The 19,890-nt window shown below is 55.3% G+C and carries 18 protein-coding genes and 1 tRNA gene; 18 read left to right on the forward strand and 1 reads right to left on the reverse strand.

What is annotated here, in order from left to right:
* Nucleotides 1-8: 8 nt before the first annotated feature.
* The 6 genes from PHI12_05570 to PHI12_05595 all read left to right on the forward strand — a co-directional run bounded on the left by PHI12_05570 (nucleotide 9) and on the right by PHI12_05595 (nucleotide 5,281).
* The gene (locus PHI12_05570; protein ID MDD5510257.1) at nucleotides 9-641 is read left to right on the forward strand and encodes a RecX family transcriptional regulator; all 633 of its coding nucleotides are present in this window, start codon (nucleotides 9-11) and stop codon (nucleotides 639-641) included.
* Nucleotides 642-743: 102 nt separating this feature from the next.
* Nucleotides 744-2,294: a ribonuclease Y gene (gene rny, locus PHI12_05575; GenBank protein MDD5510258.1), complete on the forward strand. Its 1,551-nt coding sequence runs from the start codon at nucleotides 744-746 to the stop codon at nucleotides 2,292-2,294.
* A 77-nt stretch (nucleotides 2,295-2,371) separates the two neighbouring features.
* Complete coding sequence (locus tag PHI12_05580; protein ID MDD5510259.1) at nucleotides 2,372-3,139, forward strand: TIGR00282 family metallophosphoesterase; 768 nt, start codon at nucleotides 2,372-2,374, stop codon at nucleotides 3,137-3,139.
* Nucleotides 3,139-3,999, forward strand: a complete 861-nt coding sequence (locus PHI12_05585) for a PHP domain-containing protein (GenBank protein ID MDD5510260.1) — start codon at nucleotides 3,139-3,141, stop codon at nucleotides 3,997-3,999. The genes PHI12_05580 and PHI12_05585 overlap by 1 nt, the downstream gene beginning before the upstream one ends.
* A gap of 68 nt (nucleotides 4,000-4,067) precedes the next feature.
* Nucleotides 4,068-4,799: a glycerol-3-phosphate acyltransferase gene (locus PHI12_05590; GenBank protein ID MDD5510261.1), complete on the forward strand. Its 732-nt coding sequence runs from the start codon at nucleotides 4,068-4,070 to the stop codon at nucleotides 4,797-4,799.
* On the forward strand, nucleotides 4,796-5,281 hold the full coding sequence (locus PHI12_05595; GenBank protein MDD5510262.1) for a B-box zinc finger protein: 486 nt from the start codon (nucleotides 4,796-4,798) through the stop codon (nucleotides 5,279-5,281). Before PHI12_05590 ends, PHI12_05595 begins: the two co-directional genes overlap by 4 nt.
* Before the next feature lie 22 nt (nucleotides 5,282-5,303).
* Here the strand turns inward: PHI12_05595 and PHI12_05600 are convergent, their stop codons facing one another.
* Entirely contained in the window at nucleotides 5,304-6,062 is a 759-nt protein-coding gene (locus tag PHI12_05600; protein ID MDD5510263.1) for a PrsW family glutamic-type intramembrane protease, read from the reverse strand.
* 170 nt (nucleotides 6,063-6,232) lie between these two features.
* Between PHI12_05600 and PHI12_05605 the strand changes: the two genes are divergently transcribed.
* The 12 genes from PHI12_05605 to carB form a co-directional block, all read left to right on the forward strand.
* Nucleotides 6,233-6,511: a thermonuclease family protein gene (locus PHI12_05605; protein ID MDD5510264.1), complete on the forward strand. Its 279-nt coding sequence runs from the start codon at nucleotides 6,233-6,235 to the stop codon at nucleotides 6,509-6,511.
* Nucleotides 6,512-6,712: 201 nt separating this feature from the next.
* A complete protein-coding gene (gene glmM / locus PHI12_05610) occupies nucleotides 6,713-8,017 on the forward strand; it encodes a phosphoglucosamine mutase (GenBank protein MDD5510265.1) in 1,305 nt (434 codons plus the stop codon).
* Entirely contained in the window at nucleotides 8,014-9,216 is a 1,203-nt protein-coding gene (locus PHI12_05615) for a sugar phosphate nucleotidyltransferase (protein MDD5510266.1), read from the forward strand. The genes glmM and PHI12_05615 overlap by 4 nt, the downstream gene beginning before the upstream one ends.
* Before the next feature lie 10 nt (nucleotides 9,217-9,226).
* Nucleotides 9,227-10,402 carry a sugar phosphate nucleotidyltransferase gene (locus PHI12_05620; GenBank protein MDD5510267.1) on the forward strand — a complete coding sequence of 392 codons (1,176 nt, stop codon included), beginning with the start codon at nucleotides 9,227-9,229 and terminating at the stop codon, nucleotides 10,400-10,402.
* A gap of 2 nt (nucleotides 10,403-10,404) precedes the next feature.
* A complete protein-coding gene (glmS, locus tag PHI12_05625) occupies nucleotides 10,405-12,198 on the forward strand; it encodes a glutamine--fructose-6-phosphate transaminase (isomerizing) (protein MDD5510268.1) in 1,794 nt (597 codons plus the stop codon).
* Between the two features lie 64 nt (nucleotides 12,199-12,262).
* On the forward strand, nucleotides 12,263-13,762 hold the full coding sequence (locus PHI12_05630; protein ID MDD5510269.1) for a leucyl aminopeptidase: 1,500 nt from the start codon (nucleotides 12,263-12,265) through the stop codon (nucleotides 13,760-13,762).
* Nucleotides 13,763-13,792: 30 nt separating this feature from the next.
* Nucleotides 13,793-14,437 carry an MBL fold metallo-hydrolase gene (locus tag PHI12_05635; protein MDD5510270.1) on the forward strand — a complete coding sequence of 215 codons (645 nt, stop codon included), beginning with the start codon at nucleotides 13,793-13,795 and terminating at the stop codon, nucleotides 14,435-14,437.
* Between the two features lie 170 nt (nucleotides 14,438-14,607).
* Nucleotides 14,608-14,703 (forward strand) — tRNA-Sec (locus PHI12_05640).
* 180 nt (nucleotides 14,704-14,883) lie between these two features.
* Nucleotides 14,884-15,324, forward strand: coding sequence for a nuclear transport factor 2 family protein (locus PHI12_05645; protein ID MDD5510271.1), 441 nt, complete (start codon nucleotides 14,884-14,886; stop codon nucleotides 15,322-15,324).
* A 324-nt stretch (nucleotides 15,325-15,648) separates the two neighbouring features.
* Nucleotides 15,649-17,334: an FAD-dependent oxidoreductase gene (locus PHI12_05650; GenBank protein MDD5510272.1), complete on the forward strand. Its 1,686-nt coding sequence runs from the start codon at nucleotides 15,649-15,651 to the stop codon at nucleotides 17,332-17,334.
* Nucleotides 17,335-17,432: 98 nt separating this feature from the next.
* Entirely contained in the window at nucleotides 17,433-17,726 is a 294-nt protein-coding gene (locus PHI12_05655) for a GYD domain-containing protein (GenBank protein ID MDD5510273.1), read from the forward strand.
* Between the two features lie 450 nt (nucleotides 17,727-18,176).
* Nucleotides 18,177-19,890 (forward strand): carbamoyl-phosphate synthase large subunit (gene carB / locus PHI12_05660; protein ID MDD5510274.1); only part of this gene is annotated, 1,714 nt, incomplete at its 3' end.

Raw genomic sequence — 19,890 nt, forward strand, 5'->3', positions numbered from 1 at the left:
TTAGTAAGATGAGCAGGGTTACCGCTCTTCGCCTGGGGAAGGGACGGGGAAAGAGGGTAAACGTATATCTGGACGGAGCGTTTGCTTTTAGTCTTGGGGTTGAAGTGATGGCGAAAGAGGGGCTTAAGGTCGGCCAGGAGCTAACCCGGTCTCAGATTGAGGCGTTAGGTATCGTAGATGGCTCCCGGCGCTGTCTTGAAGCTGCGATGCGTTACCTTAGCTATCGCCCCCGCAGTGAATTTGAGCTTAGGGAGAGACTCACCCGGCGCGGTTTTGATAGTGATGGCATCGAGACGGTAATTACCCGCCTGAAGGAGCAGGGGCTGGTGGATGATACAGACTTTGCCCGGTTTTGGAAAGATAACCGACAGTCATTTAGCCCGCGCAGCCGCCGGTTGACCGGGCTTGAATTGAGGCGTAAAGGAGTTACCGAGGAGGTAATTGACCGGGTGGTTGGTGAAGTCAATGATGACGATAGCGCTTATCGCGCTGCCCTAAGCAGGGCGTATCGATTAACAGCGTCTGATTACCAGAGCTTTCGCCACCGCCTGGCCGAGTATCTCAGGCGGCGTGGCTTTGGCTATCGGGTGATAAATAACACTGTGGAGCAGTTGTGGCAGGAAATAAGGGACCAGCACTAAGGAGTCTTACCATGAATGCCGTTTCGGTATTGTGGCACTAGTTGGTGTGTTGTGGGTGGTCTTTTGTTATGTGCCGGGCTGTAACCAGAAAAGAGGTATGAAATGCTAACAAACGCAGGAGCAATAAACATCTTAACCGTTCTATTCAGTTTCATCATCGGGGCGGTAGCTGGGGCGGCCTTTGTTTTCTTCTTCAGGAGGTTCCGTCTGAGCCGAGAAATGCGTCTTGCCGAGAGGAAAGCGGCTAAGATACAGACTGATGCTGAACATAAGGCCAGGGACATGGTTAGCGAGGCTAAGGCGGAGGCGGCGAGACTAAAATCGACGGCTGAAGCGGAGTGTCGCGAGCGGCGCTCCGAACTGCAGCGTAATGAGAACCGTCTGGTGCAAAAGGAAGGGACGCTTGAGCGTAAATTGGAAGATCTTGAGCGCCGCTCGCGCGAGATGGCTAACAAGGAAGAGAAGATAGAGTCTATTCGTGAACAGCTTGAGGAGGCCAGAGGGAAGCAGTTGAAGCAGCTGGAGATTATATCAGGTATGTCTACCGATGAGGCGAAGAAGTCGCTGCTTGATTCTGTGGAGGTTGAGATTCGGGATGATACCTCACGGCGCCTCCGGGAGTGGGAGAGCGAACTTAGAGCGGATGAGAATAAAAAGGCCCAGGAGATTCTATCCCTGGCTATCCAGCGCTGTGCTTCTGACGTTGTCGCTGAGGCAACAGTGTCCATCGTCGCTATTCCCAGTGACGATATGAAGGGCCGGCTTATCGGGCGGGAAGGGCGCAACATCAGGGCTCTGGAGCAGGCGACCGGGGTTGATCTCATTATTGATGATACCCCTGAGGCGGTAACCCTATCCAGCTTTGACCCTGTGCGGCGTGAGGTAGCCCGTCTGGCTTTGACCAAGCTGATTCTTGACGGGCGTATCCACCCCGCTCGTATTGAAGAGGTGGTAGCCAAGTCCAAAGAAGAGGTGGAGGCTGCTATCTATAGTGCTGGTGATCAGGCTGCCTGTGAGGTGGGCGTTACCGGTTTGCGTCCCGAGTTGATCCGGTTACTTGGCCGCCTCAAGTTTCGTACCAGCTACGGGCAGAATGTCCTGGTTCACAGTATTGAGGTGGCCCACATATCCGGTATGATTGCCAGCGAGCTGGGAGCCAATGTGGCGATAGCTAAGAAAACAGGGCTGTTGCATGATATCGGCAAGGCGGTGGACCATGAGGTAGAAGGGACTCATGCCGCTATCGGCGCTGATCTGGTCAAGCAGTGGGATAAATCCTCCGAGGTGGTCCGGGGAATTGCTGAGCACCATGGCGAGACCGGGACCACCAGTGTCTGGGGCTTTATTGCCTCGGCGGCTGATGCTATCAGCAGCGCCAGGCCGGGAGCCCGGCGAGAGTCTTTGGAGGGCTATCTGCAGCGTTTAAAGGCGCTGGAGGATATTGCCACCGGCTTTAAGGGGGTAGAGAAGTCCTTTGCCATCCAGGCCGGCCGTGAGATACGTATTATGGTCAAGCCGGAAGAGATTGATGACCTGGGGGCGATGCGGCTCGCTCGGGATATCGTTAAGAAAATAGAGGAAGGGCTGCAATACCCGGGACAGATAAAGGTTATCGTATTAAGAGAGACTAGAGCGGTAGACTACGCTAAGTAAAGCAGATTAGATACGTTTACCGGTGAAGGCGTTCCGGAAAACCGGGCGGCTTGTCGCCGGTGAGGTAGGAGACGCTAATGATGGTACTGGTGATCGGTGATATCATTGGCCGGCCGGGGCGCCGGGCAGTAAGCCGTCTGCTGCCCGATATCAGCCGGGAGTACGGGGTGGACCTGGTCATCGCTAACGCTGAGAATGTGGCCGGTGGCATCGGGGTGACCGTAAATACGGCCAATGAGCTGCTTCGGGCCGGCATCCATGTGCTTACCTCGGGTAATCATATCTGGGCGGAGAAAGATATCATCCCTCACCTCGATGGTGAGATGCCTCTCCTGCGTCCGCTGAATTATCCTTGCGGCGTACCTGGTAGAGGCTATTTACTGACCGGTCACGTTATGGTGGTCAATCTGATCGGGAGGACCTTTATGGGTAATTTTGACTGTCCGTTCCGGGCTATGGACCAACTGCTTGCCGGGCTTCACCCCCTACCGCCGGTGATTATTGTTGATTTCCACGCTGAGGCAACCTCGGAGAAGGTAGCCCTGGGGCGCTACCTGGACGGGCGGGTCAGCGCCGTGCTCGGTACGCATACCCATGTCGGCACCACCGACACCAAGCTGCTGCCTCGGGGCACGGCCTATGTTACCGATATCGGTATGACCGGGCCGGTTGATTCGGTTATCGGTGATGATGTTGAAGCGGTCACCCGCCGTTTTCTGACCATGATTCCCCACCGTCTGTCCGTAGGCAGGGGGAAGGTAGCGCTTGATGCGGTACTGATCGGGATAGATGAGGGCAGTGGTCGGGCGGTAAGTATTGAGCGAATCTCGCGGGAGACGGAGTGATGGTATCCCGGGTGGATCTTCACATACACTCAACTGCTTCTGACGGCCGGCTCAGTCCGGCAGAGATTGTGGCGAAGGCCGCCGGGCTGGGGTTAACCGTTATTGCCCTTACTGATCATGATACTACCGATGGTATCGCACCGGCCCGGGCGGCGGCCGATGACTTCCCCGGACTGAGGGTTATCCCCGGCGTTGAGCTCAGTGCCGATTTCGCTCAGGGAGAGGTCCATATTCTGGGCTACTTTATCGACGGTACTCATCAGGAGCTGAGGGCCGGTCTGGAGGCGATGCGTAATTCCCGGAGCGAGAGGGCCCGGGAGATGATAGTCAAACTCGATAACCTCGGTGTTCATATCGAGTGGCCGCGGGTTCAGGAAATAGCCGGCAGCGGTTCGGTCGGTCGGCCCCACCTGGCCCTGGCGATGCTGGAAAAGGGCTATGTCGGCTCTTTTAGAGAGGCGTTTACCAACTACATCGGTCGGGGGGCTCCTGCCTATGCCGAACGCCGCAAGGTGACGCCGGTAGAGGCGGTGGAGCTTATCTTGCGGGCCGGCGGACTGCCAGTACTGGCACACCCGCTATTCATTAATGACTGGCGGGGAATGGTTGTTGAGCTAAAGGGGGCGGGTCTGGTCGGTATCGAGGCATACTACAATGGTTACACGGCCCAGGAGATAGATAGCCTGCGGGTGATGGCGGAGAAGCATGGTCTCATTACGACCGGCGGCAGTGATTTTCACGGTATCGATGCCGGAATTGAGACCGCACTCGGCGGCGTGGATGTACCGGTGGAGGTAGTAGGGCGCATGGCGGCACTGGCGGAGCAGCGGGCGCTCCGGGTCAGCCGTAGCAATAAATAGCGAAGCATCTCCCTGTAAATAAGGTAGATAGGGAGTATCATTAGGTAGCCTTACTCAAGGTGGGATCGGTGGGTTTTGAGTTTGGAACGATGATAGCGGCCGGCTATCTCCTGGGCTCGGTGCCGACCTCGTACCTGGCAGCCAGGTGGTCTCGCGGCATAGACATCAGGGAATACGGCAGCGGTAATGTAGGGGCAAGCAATCTTCTGAGTGCGACCTCCAAGAGGGTGGTTGCTCCGGTATTCCTCTTCGACTTGTTGAAGGGCTGGCTTACAGTGTGGATGGCCTGGCGGCTGGGTATGGGTATTACCGAGCAGGTGGTGGTGGGATTGGCTACGATTGGTGGGCACAACTGGCCCGTTTTCCTCCGTTTCAGGGGGGGCAGGGGGGTTGTCACCACCATGGGGGTCGCCCTGATCATTCCCTTGTTAAATAATCTGGTCTCCTGGGGCGCGGTAATTCTTATTACGGTTATTCTGAATGCGGTAGTCTGGGTCAGCTCTTTCTTTAAGCAGGGCTCGCTGGGGGTATTCATCGCGGCAGCCGGACTGCCTCTGGTGAGTTGGGTTTTTGCTGCATCGCTCCCCTTTACTCTGGGTTGCTTCGGGATGTTTCTGATGCTGGTCATCCGGCGCCTGACGGCTCCGCAGCCGGTTACCAGTTCTTCTCTGAGCCGGAGTCAGGTTTTAGTTAACCGTCTCTTGTTCGACCGTGACATAAGGGAGAGGAGCGTCTGGATGTCGCGGGTACAGGAGGAGGAGGAAAAGCAAAAAAGGCCGGCGGGTAATAACAAGAAGTGAAATGCGCAACTCATCCTGACGTCGAGACTAAGCTAAGGTGTGGCAAGTGCGGCAGGCCGATATGCCCCCAGTGTCTGGTGCAGACGCCGGTAGGTGCCCGGTGCGCCGAATGCGCCAGCCTGCAGAAGCTGCCCACCTTTAGCATGACTAACCGGTATTACCTGAGGGCTATCGCTGCGGCCACCGGCATGGCTTTCGCCTGTGGGGCAGCCTGGTGGGCGATTGGGCATCTCGCTTATTTTAACTTCCTGCTGGCGGCGGGTTTCGGCTACGGAATCGGGGAGGTGGTCGGCCTTTCCGTTAACCGCAAGCGCGGCCGGCGGCTGGGCCTTATTGCCGGCGCCAGCGTGGTTGCCGGCTATCTGATTAGCGTCTTCCCTCCCTGGGTGTTCGTTTTCCGGTGGTTCAGCATTCCGGGCCTGGTTGTCGACCTTCTGGCGGTGGCGCTCGGCGTCTGGATTGCCGTCAGCCGGGTCAAGTAGGGGTTTTTATCTCCTATGTCAGTCAGATGGGCCTGCGCCAGCGGAGCCACAGAGCCCAACCGGTTAGCGACAGTGCGTATGCTGTTATGTAGATCTCCAATTGTACTGTGGTAAATACCCCTGCTGTCAGAATGACGGCACCGTAGTTCAGGAAGCCGTGTAAGAATGAAGCCAGCAGGTAGTATTGCCACCCTTTGCCCCTAGCCAGGCCGTAGCCGGCCAGCGCGGAAAATGCCGTATGTGCTGCCACCACCGAGAATCTCTCCCAGAATCCGGTTAGTGCTGACAGACCGTAGGTCTGTAAGGCCCCCCATATGCTGACCGAGAATAGGATAGCATTATGTACCCACTGTGCCTCGAAGATTCCGAAGGCTGCTCCGGCTGTCGCTCCTATGGCCAGACCCAACCTGGGGTCGAGGTACCTGTTCTTGCGCCGCCAGTACAAAACCACCGGCAGCAGCTTGGCACCCTCCTGGACCAGTCCGCTTATCAGTACCTGCGGTATTCCGAAAAGCAACATCCGGCTTAGAATGACCTCTTGACTCCAGAATTTGCCCAGGGCCATTCCGGCCCAAAGCTGTAGTGGAACCTGAATAAAAGAGATGGCGGCCAGGGCCAGGAAGGCGCTACCGGCCATGACCGCCCACAGACGGCGGTCGCTAAAGAGGGGTGGCCAGTATGGTATCAGCCAGAAGGCGCCGAAGTATAGCGCCAGACCAATTCCAAACGGATTGGGATTGGCGAAAAAGGAGAGGAACATCCCGGTCATATATTCAGTCATAAAGTCACGTTGACTGGCCGTATAGTAATGTTATATCTAATATAGTGCCTGTCTACGCTGTCCTTGTCAACATTTCCTATCCCCAAGCATACCTAACCACATTGACATTTAATTCATTATTGATATAATCATCAGAGATATAGCCAACCACAAAGATGGAGTAATTAGAGATGGGGGAAAGGTATTATGCCCATTGCAAGCACGTTGAGGACGGGGATACCTTTAAGACAGCAAGGGAACACCGGATACGCCTAGCGAATGTCTGTACACCCGAGAAAGGGCAGGAAGAATATCTCGAAGCAAAGAAAGCCCTTGCCGACTTAATACTGGACAAAGATATTGTGTATGAACCGGTCGGGACATCCTGTAACAGAATAGTCGCAGAAGTGTGGGCTGGTGTAACCCACGTTAATCAATATATGCGTAATCAGGGTTACACTTGCCGTTAATCTTATCCGCTGCTCCCCTTAATTCACTATCAACAGGATAACCAACCTTTTCAAACTGCCGAATCAAACGCTTCATTTTACTATCAGACACTTTATGCTCTGGCACCCCCTCCCTCAACCGCTTGAGTTGATTCCAAAATGATACACTACCAAACCTTAAAATTACTTGACATCGCGACTGGCGTTGGTTAAATTAGCTTGATGCAGTTATTCGGTACCTCCGGAATAAGAAGGCTCTTCGATGAGGGCCTGACCCAGTTGGCCTTGAGAGTGGGAATGGCTCTCGGGAAGAGCTACGATAGCGTAGTGGTCGCCAGCGATACCCGGACCTCCGCCCCTGTCCTGAAGCATGCCCTTATCTCCGGCGTTTTGAGCGGCGGTGCTCGCTGCTCCGACGGCGGAGTCCTCTCTACGCCGACGCTCGCCTTCGCCGCCAGGAGCTTCCGGGCGGGGGTAATGATTACCGCCTCGCATAACCCCCCGGAGTATAACGGCATCAAGCTGATAAATCCCGATGGTTCTGCCTTCAGCCCGGATCAGTGCCGGCAGGTGGAGGAGCTGGTCCTCGGCGATCTGCCCCGGGCTGCCTCCTGGCAGGAGATCGGCTCAAGTAACGTACTTGGTGGTGCTGTTGAGGAACACACCGAACGCATCCTTAAAGACTTTCCCTCTGGACTCGGGCTCAAGGTGGTGGTAGACTGCGGCTGTGGTGCGGCTTCAGGGATCACGCCCTATCTGCTCCGCAGGTTGGGCTGCTGGGTGGTGGGCCTGAATTGCTATCCCAGCGGTTTCTTTCCCCGTAACCCCGAGCCGACCGAGGCAAATCTGGGCGAATTGATTAAGGCGACTAAAGATTTTGACGCCGATTTGGGTATTGCTCACGACGGAGATGCCGACCGGATGATGGCCGTGGATGATAAGGGGCGGTTCGTACCCGGAGATAAGCTCCTGGGGCTTTTTGCCCGTGAGGTCGGAGCGAAAGAGGTGGTTACCACCCTGGATGCCTCAATGGCTATCGAGGAGATGGGTTTTAAGGTTACCCGGACCAGGATAGGCGATACCGCTGTCTCCGAGGAGCTTAAGTCGGCCGGGGATTTCGGCGGCGAGCCCTCGGGAAGCTGGATTTTTCCTGGTATCTCGCTGTGTCCCGACGGCATCTATGCTGCCGGCCGGATAGCCGTAATCGCCAGCAGTAAGAAGCTGTCGGGATTGATTGATGAGATACCCGCTTATCCCATCTTAAGGGGTAGCGTTGGGGTAGGGGGGGTAGCCGTGTCGGAGCTGGAGTCGCGGCTGGCGGTGATGAAGCCTCTATCGCTAAACAAAAGTGACGGCATCAGACTCGGCTTTGCCGACGGCTGGCTGCTTATCAGGGCCTCCGGTACCGAGCCGAAGGTGAGGATAACTGCCGAGGCCAGGAGCCGGGCGCGAGCCGAGGAGCTTTATGATCGCGGTATCAGGATAATCAGGGCGTGCGGTAAGGCCAACAGGGAGGGGAGTCTTTGAAGGCGGTTATGTTAGCGGCTGGTGAGGGGAGCCGGATGCGTCCCCTGACTTACACCAGGCCCAAGGTGATGATACCCATCGCCAACAGGCCCATACTGGAGCATCTGGTCATCGAGGCTAAGAAGGCGGGTATCGCAGAGTTTGTCTTTGTGGTCGGCTATCACGATGAGCAGGTGCGTGACTACTTTGCCGACGGCAGCCGGTGGGGAGTAAGCATCGAATACTGCCGCCAGGGGCGTCAACTGGGGACTGCGGATGCCCTCCGTATGGTTGAGGGGCTGCTTGGCGGCGACTTTCTTCTCCTGAACGGGGATATTATCGTTAAGCACAAAGATATCAGGCTGGTAATGGAGAAGGGAGGTAACGCCTTAAGTGTCTTTCCTGTTGAGGATCCCCGGGGCGTGGGCGTCCTTGAGTTGAGTGAGGGCAGGGTGATCCGTATCTACGAAAAGACGGCCAGCCCTCCCTCCTGTATGGTAAATGCCGGCATCTACCGTCTTACCCCCGATATCTTCGGTGCCATATCCCGGACGGGAAAATCGCCGCGGGGAGAGTATGAGCTGACCGACTCCCTGCAGTTGATGATAGATAGCGGACAGGAGGTCTCTTATCAGGAGATTGGCTACTGGCTGAACCTGAGCTATCCCTGGGACCTGCTGGCGGCCAACCAGTCGTTACTGGCTGAGATTGAGTCGGATAACCATGGTGAAGTGGAAGAGAATGTGGTAATGAAGGGCCCGGTCTCTATCGGCAGGAATACGGTAGTAAGGTCGGGTTCATACATCCTGGGGCCGGTGATAATCGGGGAGGACTGTGACATCGGGCCCAACTGCTATATTCGTCCTCACACCGCAATCGGTGACGGCTGCCATATCGGCGGCGCTACCGAGGTCAAGGCTTCCATCGTCATGGCAGGGACCAGGATTCCCCACCACAATTACGTTGGTGACAGCGTTATCGGTGCCGGCTGTAACCTGGGTTCCGGAGCCAAGATTGCCAACCTGCGTCTGGACAAGAAGAATATAGTGGTGGACGGCATCGACAGCAAAAGGCGCAAGCTGGGGGCTATCATCGGGGACGGGGTTGAGGTCGGCATTAACGCCAGTATCAATACCGGCAGTGTTATTGGCAATAACGCTTATATTGCACCGGGAGCGGTGGTCAGCGGCGTCTTCTTACCGGGGGCAAGGATATCCTGAGAGGTGAATCATGAAACAGGCGATAATCCTGGCAGCGGGTGAGGGGTGGCGGCTCAGGCCGTTTACAGTTAACCGGCCGAAGGTAATGCTTCCCGTAGCAGGCAAGCCGATCCTCCGGTATCTGGTTGAGGCATTGGCACAGAACGGGATTCGCAACATTGTAATGGTGGTGGGCTATAAGCGTGAGCAGATATTCGACTATATGGTTTCGGGAGAGCACCTCGGCGTCGATATCACCTATGTCACCCAGAAGGAACGCCTGGGCACCGCTCATGCTCTGGATCAGGCCAGGGAAGCGGCCCAGGATGAGTTCCTGGTCCTCTCCGGGGATAAACTGATTGAAGCCGCTACCATTGCCCGTTTTGTTACCGTTAAGCCGGCAGCCGTCCTGGTGAAGAGGGTAGAGCACCCGGAAAGGTACGGCGTGGCGAATATTGTGGACGGCGTGGTCAGGGATATCGTAGAGCAGCCCAAAGAAGCCGGCAGTAATACGGTTATGACCCGGATTTATGCCTTCGGCAGGGAGGTTTTCGACTATATCGAGGCCGAGCTGTCTATCTCGGCTGTCCTTAACAAAATGATAGGCTGTGGCAAGACTATCTATGCCTGCGAGACGGATGGCCCCTGGCTTGAAGCTGTCTATCCCTGGGACATGCTGGGTCTTAACAGCGTGGTCATTCTTAAGGCCAGGGCTGAGATGGGTGGCACTGTTGAGAAGGGGGTTTCCCTGAAAGGGCAGGTCTCGGTGGGGCGGGATACCGTAATACGGGCAAACTCGTCTATAGTCGGTCCGGTGGTCATCGGAGATGGTTGTGATATCGGCCCCAATGCCTGTATTCTGCCGGCTACCAGTATCGGCGATAACGTTATCGTTTCTCCCTTCAGTGAAATAAAAAACAGCGTCATCGGCAGCGATGTTGCTATTGCTACCGGCGGTGTTATCCAGGACTCGGTGGTCGGTAACGGATGTGCGATCGGGGGGCATTTCACTGCCTTGAGCGGTGAGGCTGAGGTTAAGGTTAACGATTCATACCACTCGGTAAAGATGGGAGCGATGCTGGGTGAGGGCTGCAGTATCGGAAGCGGCGTGGTCGCTCAGCCCGGCACTATTTTAGGAAACTACAGTGAGGTGCAGGCGCTTAAGTTGATCAGGGGGCGGCTGCCCGATAAGAGCTTGGTGTTTTAACTATGTGCGGTATCGTTGGTTATATCGGCTACCGGCGGGCCCAGCCCATACTGTTTAACAATCTGTTCAAGCTGGAGTACCGGGGCTATGACTCCTGCGGCGTTGCGATAGCCGATAACGGCGTTACAGTGTATAAGGACGCCGGCAAGGTTGGAAATCTGAAGAAGAGAGTCCCCCGCCTTGAGGGGACGGCCGGCATCGGTCACACCAGATGGGCAACTCACGGCGAGCCGAATCAGATAAACGCCCATCCGCATTGTGATTGCTCGGGGCGGTTTGCCGTTGTGCACAACGGGATAATAGGCAATTACCGGTTGCTAAAAAAGCAGTTGATAGCCGAAGGGCACAGGTTCATCTCCGAGACGGATAGCGAGGTGATCCCGCATCTTATTGAGAAATACTACCGGGGCGACCTGGAGGGGGCGGTGGTGGCTGCTCTTAAGGATGTGGAGGGCTGCTATGCCATAATCGTATTGGCCGTCGGTGAGTCTGATTTAGTTGCTGCCAGGAAGGGCAACCCGTTGATTATCGGTATCGGTGATCGGGAAAACTTTGTCGCTTCGGATGTGCCGGCGGTGCTGGATGACACCAACCGGGTTGTCTATTTGGAGGATGGCGACCTCGGGGTGGTTAGCGCTGCGGGCATCAGGATTATGCGGGATGGCAGAGAGGTTGCCCGGGAAGAGAAGAAGATTCTATGGAGTGTCGAGGATGCCCAGAGGGCGGGCTATGAGCATTTTATGCTTAAAGAGATTCATGAGCAGCCCCGGGTGATACGGGATACCCTTATCGGGTGGTTGTCATCGGATGAGTCATCGGGCGAATCACTGGTTGATTTGACCAAAATGCAGGGTGATATCAGGCCGTTGATCCTCCTGGCCTGCGGCACCTCCTATCATGCGGCTCTGGTAGGCAGGTATATTATCGAGAAGGTACTCGGTATTCCGGTCAGGGTGGAGCTGGCCTCTGAGGTCAACTACTACGAGCGGCCTCCGGACGGAGCGGTCGCTATTGCTATTACTCAGTCCGGGGAAACGGCGGACACGCTCACGGCCATGAAAAGGGCAAAAGCGGCCGGATGCCTGTTGCTGGCCATTACCAACGTGATGGATAGCAGTGCCAGCCGGATTGCCGATGAGGTAGTCTATACCCGGGCCGGGCCTGAGATAGGGGTGGCGGCGACCAAGAGCTTCACCGTTCAGCTTATTATCCTGTACTCGCTGGCAATCTTAAGCTATAAGGTCGATGCCAGAAGACTGGCGGACCTGGTTATGGAGTTAAGACAGCTGCCGGAGAAGCTGGAGCGTTTGTTGAGCGATAAGGACAGCATTAAGGAATGTGCCCGATATCTTTCCGGGTACGAGAGTGTGTTCTTCATCGGTAGGGGGATAAACTACCCGATAGCTCTGGAGGGAGCGCTTAAGCTAAAGGAGATTTCCTATATTCATGCCGAAGGCTATGCCGCCGGAGAGCTGAAGCACGGCTCCTTTGCCCTGCTTGGTGAGAATACGCCGGTAGTCGCTATTCTGGCGCGTGATAATACCTATCAGGCGATGCTGTCCAATATCAAGGAAGTCAAGGCGAGAAAGGCGCCCGTGATAGCACTGGCCGAAGAGGGGGACGGTAATGTCGGCGAGTTTGCTGACATGGTTATCTCTGTGCCTGTGGTTGATCCCCTGTTTTCTCCGGTGGTGAATGTGGCGGCCCTGCAGCTGCTGGCCTACTATACCGCCCGCGAGAGGGGCTGCCCGATAGATACCCCGCGGAATCTGGCCAAGAGCGTAACCGTAGAGTGAACGCCGGGTCGGCGGAATAGTGAGATAATGTAAGTAATGATTAGTAATTTCAGGGAGGTTTCAGTTGGATATTAAGGTTATTGCGGGCAATATTGCCGGGATTAAAGCCGGCGCTATCGTGGCAGGGGTGTTTGATGGTACCGAGCACCCTGGCGGTGATATTGCTGCTATAGACAGTGCCCTGGGCGGGGCTGTCTTGAGGCTTACTACGCAGGGTGAGATTAAGGGTAAGCTGAACGAAATTACCCTGGTTCACAGCCTGGGCCGGCTGCCGGCAGACCGGGTGGCTGTGGTCGGCCTGGGTAAGCCATCGGAGCTGTCCCCGGATAAGATTCGCGGTGCTGTTGCTGAAGTCTGCCGTTTGCTCAGGCAGAAGGGTTGTGTTAGTGTCGCTACTCCCGCCCTGGGGGCAGGGGTGGCCGGTATTCCCCCGGAGACGGCAGCCCAGGCGGTCACCGAAGGTGCCCAGCTCGGTCTTTACTCGTTTCGCAGGCATATCACCAGGGAGGCCGAACATGGCGAGATCGGGGAGTTTACCATAGTGGCAGCCAGTGAAGCTGAGCGTGCCGATCTGGAGCGGGGCTGCATTAAGGGCAGGATTATGGCCGAGGCGGCCAGCCGGGCCCGTGACATGGCTAACGAACCGGCTAACTATATGACTCCTGCTATTATGGCGGAGACGGCGAGAGAACTGGCTGGGAAGTGCGGGTTGGAGATTAAGGTCCTTGAAGAGGAGCAGATGAAGGAGCTGGGGATGGGGGCACTGCTGGGTGTGGCACAGGGAAGCCGGGAGCCGGCCCGGTTTATCATCCTTAACTACCGGGGTAGTGATGCCGACGGTATTGATATCGCCCTGGTGGGTAAGGGGATAACCTTTGATTCCGGCGGTATCTCGATCAAGCCCTCGGAGAAGATGGAGGAGATGAAGGGGGATATGGCGGGGGGAGCTGCCGTTATTGCGGCGATGGGAGCACTCGCCCAGCTTAAGCCCGGTATTAATGTTATGGCGGTTATTCCGGCTACGGAAAACCTGCCCGGCGGCAGCGCCATCAAGCCGGGTGATGTGCTTACGGCGATGGGGGGCAAGACCATCGAGATTATCTCCACCGATGCCGAGGGGCGGCTCATCCTGTCTGACGCCTTGAGCTATGTTAAGAATGCCGGGGCTAAGCGTATCGTTGATGTCGCCACGCTCACCGGGGCTTGCCACGTCGCCCTGGGTGATTTCTGTAGCGGTGCTTTCGGAAATAGTCAGGAGCTTATCGATAGGGTAATTGCGGCCGGTCGCAAGGCGGGAGAGCTGATCTGGCCGATGCCGATGTATGAGCAGTATAAGGAGCAGAACAAGAGTGATGTCGCCGATATCAAGAATTGTGGGAGCAGGTACGGCGGTGCGATTACGGCCGCCCAGTTCCTCGCCGAGTTTGTCGGGGATACCCCCTGGGTACACCTGGATATCGCCGGTACTTTTATCAGCGACAAGGAGAAGGGCTACCTGACCAAGGGAGCTACCGGAGTCCCCGTGCGTACGCTGGTGAACCTCGTCCTCGACCTGGCTGATTAGCTTAAGAGATATCCGAAGGAGGGTTCGCTTATGAAGGTCAAATGGCTGGGACATGCTTCTTTTTTGATTACCTCGGATGATGGAATAAGGATAATCACCGACCCCTACACCACCTGCGGCGACCTGAGTTATGCCGGCATAACGGAGACTGCCGATATCGTCACGGTAAGCCATGACCACTTCGACCATAATAACGTCTCTTCCATCCGGGGGAACCCCGAGGTAGTCAGAGAGAGTACGGCAGAGGTCAGAGGTATAAGCTTCAAGGGGGTTTCTTCTTGCCATGATGAGAAGGGGGGCAGGCTGAGGGGTGGCAATACCATATTCTGCTTTACCGTCAACGGGGTGAGGGTCTGCCACCTCGGCGACCTGGGCCACCGGCTTAGTGACAAGCAGGCTGCCGAGATAGGCCCGGTCGATGTGCTGCTCATTCCGGTGGGCGGTAATTTTACCATCGACGCCGGGGATGCCACCCTGGTCTGTAATCGACTGAAGCCCCGGGTGGTGATACCGATGCACTACAGGAACCAGCGGTGTGCCTTTCCCGTCGCCGGAGTGGATGAGTTCCTCAGGGATAAGACAGATGTCAGCCGCCCGGATGCCAGCGAGGTTGAGTTCAAGGCCGGGGAGTTGCCGGCGAGCACCTGGATTATAGTCCTCAAGCCGGCGCTTTAGCGGAGTATGATGGCACCGGTCTACTTGATGCCCTGAGGTGTCCCTGTTGCTGTTAGTTTGTCTTAGAGTTCGACAGCGCTCAGCCGGCTATGGAGAAAGTGTCGCTACACTCCGGTATCGGTAGTCCTTTGCCGGGGGCTGTAGTATAATCATACCAGGTTTGAGGGTCAGGGGGCGGCTGAGTCCCGGTGGGCTTCGCGGACTTCAAATCCGTTGGGGGGCACTAGCCTGTCTCTGGTGGGTTCGACTCCCATGCGCCCCCGCCAGCTCTCTCGCTTAATACTGCTTAGCTTTTTCATTTTTCTACCCTCTTCTGGCTTGCTTTTCCTCTTTATAATCTTTATAATCCCGGCTGAGGAATATCAAAAAGAAGTATTGACATCTCTCCCGGGCGGGTTTACAATCACTTCGCTATTTGAAGGGGTTATCCAAAAAGGAGGTGTCAGATGTCCGCAGATCAGATCAAAAAAAGGATGAGAGAGTTTAAGGATGCCATGGAATCCAGGGATGTGGAGAGGATATTGTCTTTCTTTACCGAGGATGCTGAGTGGCAGGCGCCTGAAGGAACATTCAAGGGTAAGGAACAGATGAGGCGCTACATAACCTGGAACAAGCAGATGATACCGGACCTCAAGATGACCGAGTCGGGTGTCAAGATTGTGGTAGAGGGTGAGATAGGGGTTTACGATCACGTGCTGTCGGGTACTGTCGATGGCTCCAAATGGTCGACACTGGCACTGTGTGTCTATCAATTTGCCGGCGAGAAACTCAAGGGCATTAGAAGTGTCTATGACCGGCTGGCGATAGCCAAACAGGTATCTAAGGGTGCCATGGCGAAAATGGCCGTGAACGGTATCCTGAATAGTATGGAGAAAGGCCTGCACTAGCACCTTGCTGACATTTGTGCAGCATAACGGGCTAGTTGCAGCGGTTGCCCGGCCTGTTTCCGTGTAATGGATTTGTCCAACATACGGGATATAGTGTTTATGGCCGTTTTTTGGGCGCGGATTATCAGCCTCTCCAGACTATCCTGTCCGCACCCGACGGGCAATCTCCCTTTCTTAAATCCCCGGTCTAAGATTATACCTGTATTCCGGGCCCATTTCTGGGCCGCGGGTCATAGGTCAGGTGCTTGGTGATTCCAGCAGGTGTAATGTAGAATAAACTGCGGCCGATTTAATCCAGGGGTTGATTCTGTTAGGAGGATAAAGTTGAAGGTAGACGCAGCCTCTGATAGAGATGCAGCAAGAATTTTGATTGTTGGTGGCGTGGCCGGGGGAGCCTCGTGCGCAGCCCGGGCGAGAAGGCTGTCAGAAAAGGCCGAGATCATCATCTTCGAACGCGGTCCCTACGTATCGTTCGCTAATTGCGGCCTGCCCTATTACGTAGGTGACGTCATCACCGAAGAAGAAAAGCTGATAGTAGCCACCCCCGAGCTATTTAGAGAGAGGTTTAATATTCAGGTACGCACGCAAAGCAATGTCACCGCTATTGATCGCAATAAACGGGAAATCGAAGTAGAGGATCTGAGGACGTCGGCCAGATATCTTGAGAAATATGACGCACTGGTGCTTGCGCCCGGGGCCACACCGGTTCGGCCGCCGCTGCCCGGTATTAATCTGCCCGGGATACATTCTCTAAGGACAATACCGGACAGTCGTAATATCCGTGACTGGATTACCCGGAGTAATGCTAAAAGAGCCGTCATCGTTGGCGGTGGTTTTGTGGGATTGGAGATGGCGGAAAACCTGCTCAGACGGGGAATCTCGGTGACCATAATCGAAATGCAGGACCACGTCATGCCGGCTTTGGATTATGAGATGGCGACGCCGATCCATGACCATTTGATTATCAACGGGGTTTCCCTGCATCTGGAGGACGCAGTTACCGAGTTCGCGCAGAATGATGCCGGTGAGCTGACCGTGAAAACCAAATCAGGTGAGAACTTTGTTGCCGATCTGATTATACTGGCGATTGGGGTGCGTCCTGAGGTTGATCTGGCTAAAGGGGCGGGCCTTGAAATCGGAGAAAAAGGCGGCATTCGAGTCGATGACCGCATGCAGACCAGCGATCGTCATGTTTGGGCAGTCGGCGATGCTATCGAGGTCCGTGATTTTGTCTCCGGAGAATGGAAGGTGATTCCTTTAGCCGGGCCGGCCAATCGCCAGGGGAGAACTGCTGCCGGTAATATCCTGGGGCGTGAGTTTACCTTCAGGGGTGTACAGGCGACTTCGATCTGCGGAGTGCTGGGGATGACAATCGCCTCTACCGGGCTAACCGAGAACGAGCTGGTACGCTTGAAGCAAAGCGGGCGCAATATTGACTATGAAAAAGTCTACCTGTACCCCGGTCATCATGTCAGCTATTATCCGGGAGAGAGCCGCATTTCTATGAAGCTGATATTCTCTAAAGAAGATGGCAGAATACTCGGTGCTCAAGCGGTCGGTCAGCAGGGAGTGGACAGGCGGATCGATGTTATTGCGACGGCGATACAGAATAACGCGACGGTGTACGACCTTGAGGAGGCAGAGCTGTGCTACGCCCCGCAGTACGGGGCGGCCAAGGACCCGGTTAATATCGCCGGTATGATTGCTGCCAATGCTCTTCGGGGTGATGCCCCACTGGCTCACTGGGAGGACATCAAGAGTGCGGATGTTTTGATCCTTGACGTGCGCGACCCGTCTGAATATCAGTCCGGTCACGTGAAGGGAGCACTGAGTATCCCCCTTAACGAACTCCGTTCCCGCCTGCACGAACTCCGGCCCGGACAAGAAATCTGGACATACTGTGCTACGGGCCATAGGTCGTACTACGCGACACGTGTATTGAGGCTTAACGGCTTCAACGCCCGAAACTTACCCGGGGGGATGAATACTTTCAATGACCTGGCACGATAATGTTGACTAATAGAGAATACTCCCCTACAATATAACTCTAACTCGTTCCTGCTTGCCTGATAATTATTCGAGAAGTCGGTGGGAAAGGAGACAAAGTAATGGCTACCTATATGATGCTGTTCCATCTTACCGGACGAGGCGTACAGGATATGACGGATAGCCCTACCTACATCGACACTGCCAAGGGAGTCTTTCGGGACCTGGGGGCAAAGGTGAAGGATTTCTATATGCTGATGGGGCACTATGATATGGTCTTCATCATAGAGTCGCCGAACTACGAAATTGTTGCTAAGGCTGCACTTACTCTGGACTCGCTGGGCAGCATGCGTACCGAGACCATACGCGCCTTCACCGAGGATGAGTACCGCAAGATAATTGCTGACCTGAAGTAGATGCTGTTTCTTTGGCAGTTTGTAATCAGTAGACTATTTCCCCGTCCTTCCTCATTATAGCCTCAAAAAATGGCCTGAAGTCAGGTTTACCCGCCTTGACTTTTGCCTTCCGGTCAGTTATCCTGCAAATGGTTATTTAAGAAGATAACACCAGCGCGAGGACCGGGAGTGACGCCAGAGGATATCCATGTGTGTTTTGGATTCACAGAACGTAGTCCTTTCTTAGTGAGTTGGCTGCTTCTCTGTGAACAGAGGGCAAATCGTTTCTCTGTAGTCAAGAAAATCTCTCCGGGTTGATCGTAACCGTTAAATCACCAAAAAATTATGATGCGGGGGTCGGCGCATAAGGAGAAACTTCCAGAGAGCTACTTTGCTTCAGTGTGCTATCACAAAGGTCATCGTGTTACTGCTCGGGTAGCTTGTTGAAAGAAAGAAGAGGAGATATGAGGAATGGCTAAGCGTGGTGATATCAGGAAGGTGATGATAATCGGCTCCGGCCCAATTGTGATCGGGCAGGCCTGCGAGTTCGATTACTCGGGGACGCAGGCGTGTAAGGCCCTGCGCGGGCTGGGCTATGAAATCGTACTGGTGAACTCCAATCCGGCAACGATAATGACCGACCCCGGGATGGCCGACGTGACCTATATTGAGCCGCTTAATCTTGAGACAATGGCTCAGATTATCGAGAAAGAACGTCCTGATGCCCTGCTGCCTAACCTGGGCGGGCAGACCGGTCTTAACTTGAGCGCCGAGCTGGCGCGGGCCGGAGTCCTCGATAAGTACGGAGTAAAGGTAATCGGCATCGAAGTTGATGCTATCCGGCGCGGCGAGGACCGCATCGCCTTCAAGGAAACCATGGGTCGTCTCGGTATAGATATGCCGCGCAGCGAAGCGGTCTACAACATCCAGGATGCGGAGAGAGTGGCGGCCTCACTGGGCTACCCCATAGTGGTGCGTCCTGCCTATACCATGGGCGGGACCGGTGGCGGTCTGGTCTACAATGTAGAGGAGCTGGGCGTCGTTGTCAGCCGTGGTATTGCGGCTAGCCTTATCGGTCAGGTCTTGATAGAAGAATCGGTCCTGGGGTGGGAGGAGCTGGAGCTGGAGGTCGTGCGCGATGCTAAAAACCAGATGATTACGGTCTGTTTCATCGAGAATGTGGACGCCATGGGGGTGCATACCGGCGACTCCTTCTGTACGGCGCCCATGCTTACCATCGATAGCGAGCTTCAGAAGCGCCTGCAGGAATACTCCTACCGGATTGTGGAGGCAATCCGGGTAATCGGCGGCACCAACGTTCAGTTTGCTCATGATCCTGTCACCGGCCGGGTCGTCGTGATTGAAATCAACCCCAGGACCTCGCGTTCCTCGGCACTGGCGTCCAAAGCGACCGGATTTCCCATCGCCTTGATTTCCGCCAAACTGGCTGCCGGCCTCACCCTCGATGAGATCCCATACTGGCGGGAGGGGACCCTCGATAAATACACCCCCTCGGGCGACTATGTGGTGGTCAAGTTCGCCCGCTGGGCCTTTGAGAAATTCCGGGACGCCAAGGACAGGCTCGGTACGCAGATGCGTGCCGTAGGCGAGGTGATGAGCATCGGCAAGAACTACAAGGAAGCCCTGCAAAAGGCGATTCGTTCTCTGGAGAATGGTCGCTACGGGCTGGGCTTTGCCAAAGACTTTAACAAAAAGTCGCTGGACGAACTGATGGATATGCTCGGTGAACCGACCAGCGAGCGGCAGTTTATTATGTACGAAGCCCTGCGTAAGGGTGCCGGTGTTCAGGATCTCTATGAGAAAACCTACATTAAGCCCTGGTTCATCAATCAGATGAAGGAGCTGGTGGAGCTGGAGGGAAAAATTCTCCGGCACCGGGGTAAGAAGCTGCCTTCCGCACTGCTCGCCAGCGCCAAGAGGGACGGTTTTTCCGACAAATATCTTGCCAAGCTTCTCAATGTACCGGAAAAGGCTATCCGTAAGGAACGAATTTCGGCAGGTATCGTAGAGGGTTGGGAGCCTGTTCCGGTGAGCGGCGTCGAGGATGCCGTCTACTACTTTTCTACCTATAACGCTCCGGATCGGACGGTAAGCAGTAAGCGGCGGAAGGTTATGGTACTGGGCGGTGGGCCGAATCGCATCGGCCAGGGCATAGAGTTCGACT

Source organism: Dehalococcoidales bacterium, from assembly GCA_028716225.1.
Classification (GTDB): Bacteria; Chloroflexota; Dehalococcoidia; order Dehalococcoidales; family UBA5760; genus UBA5760.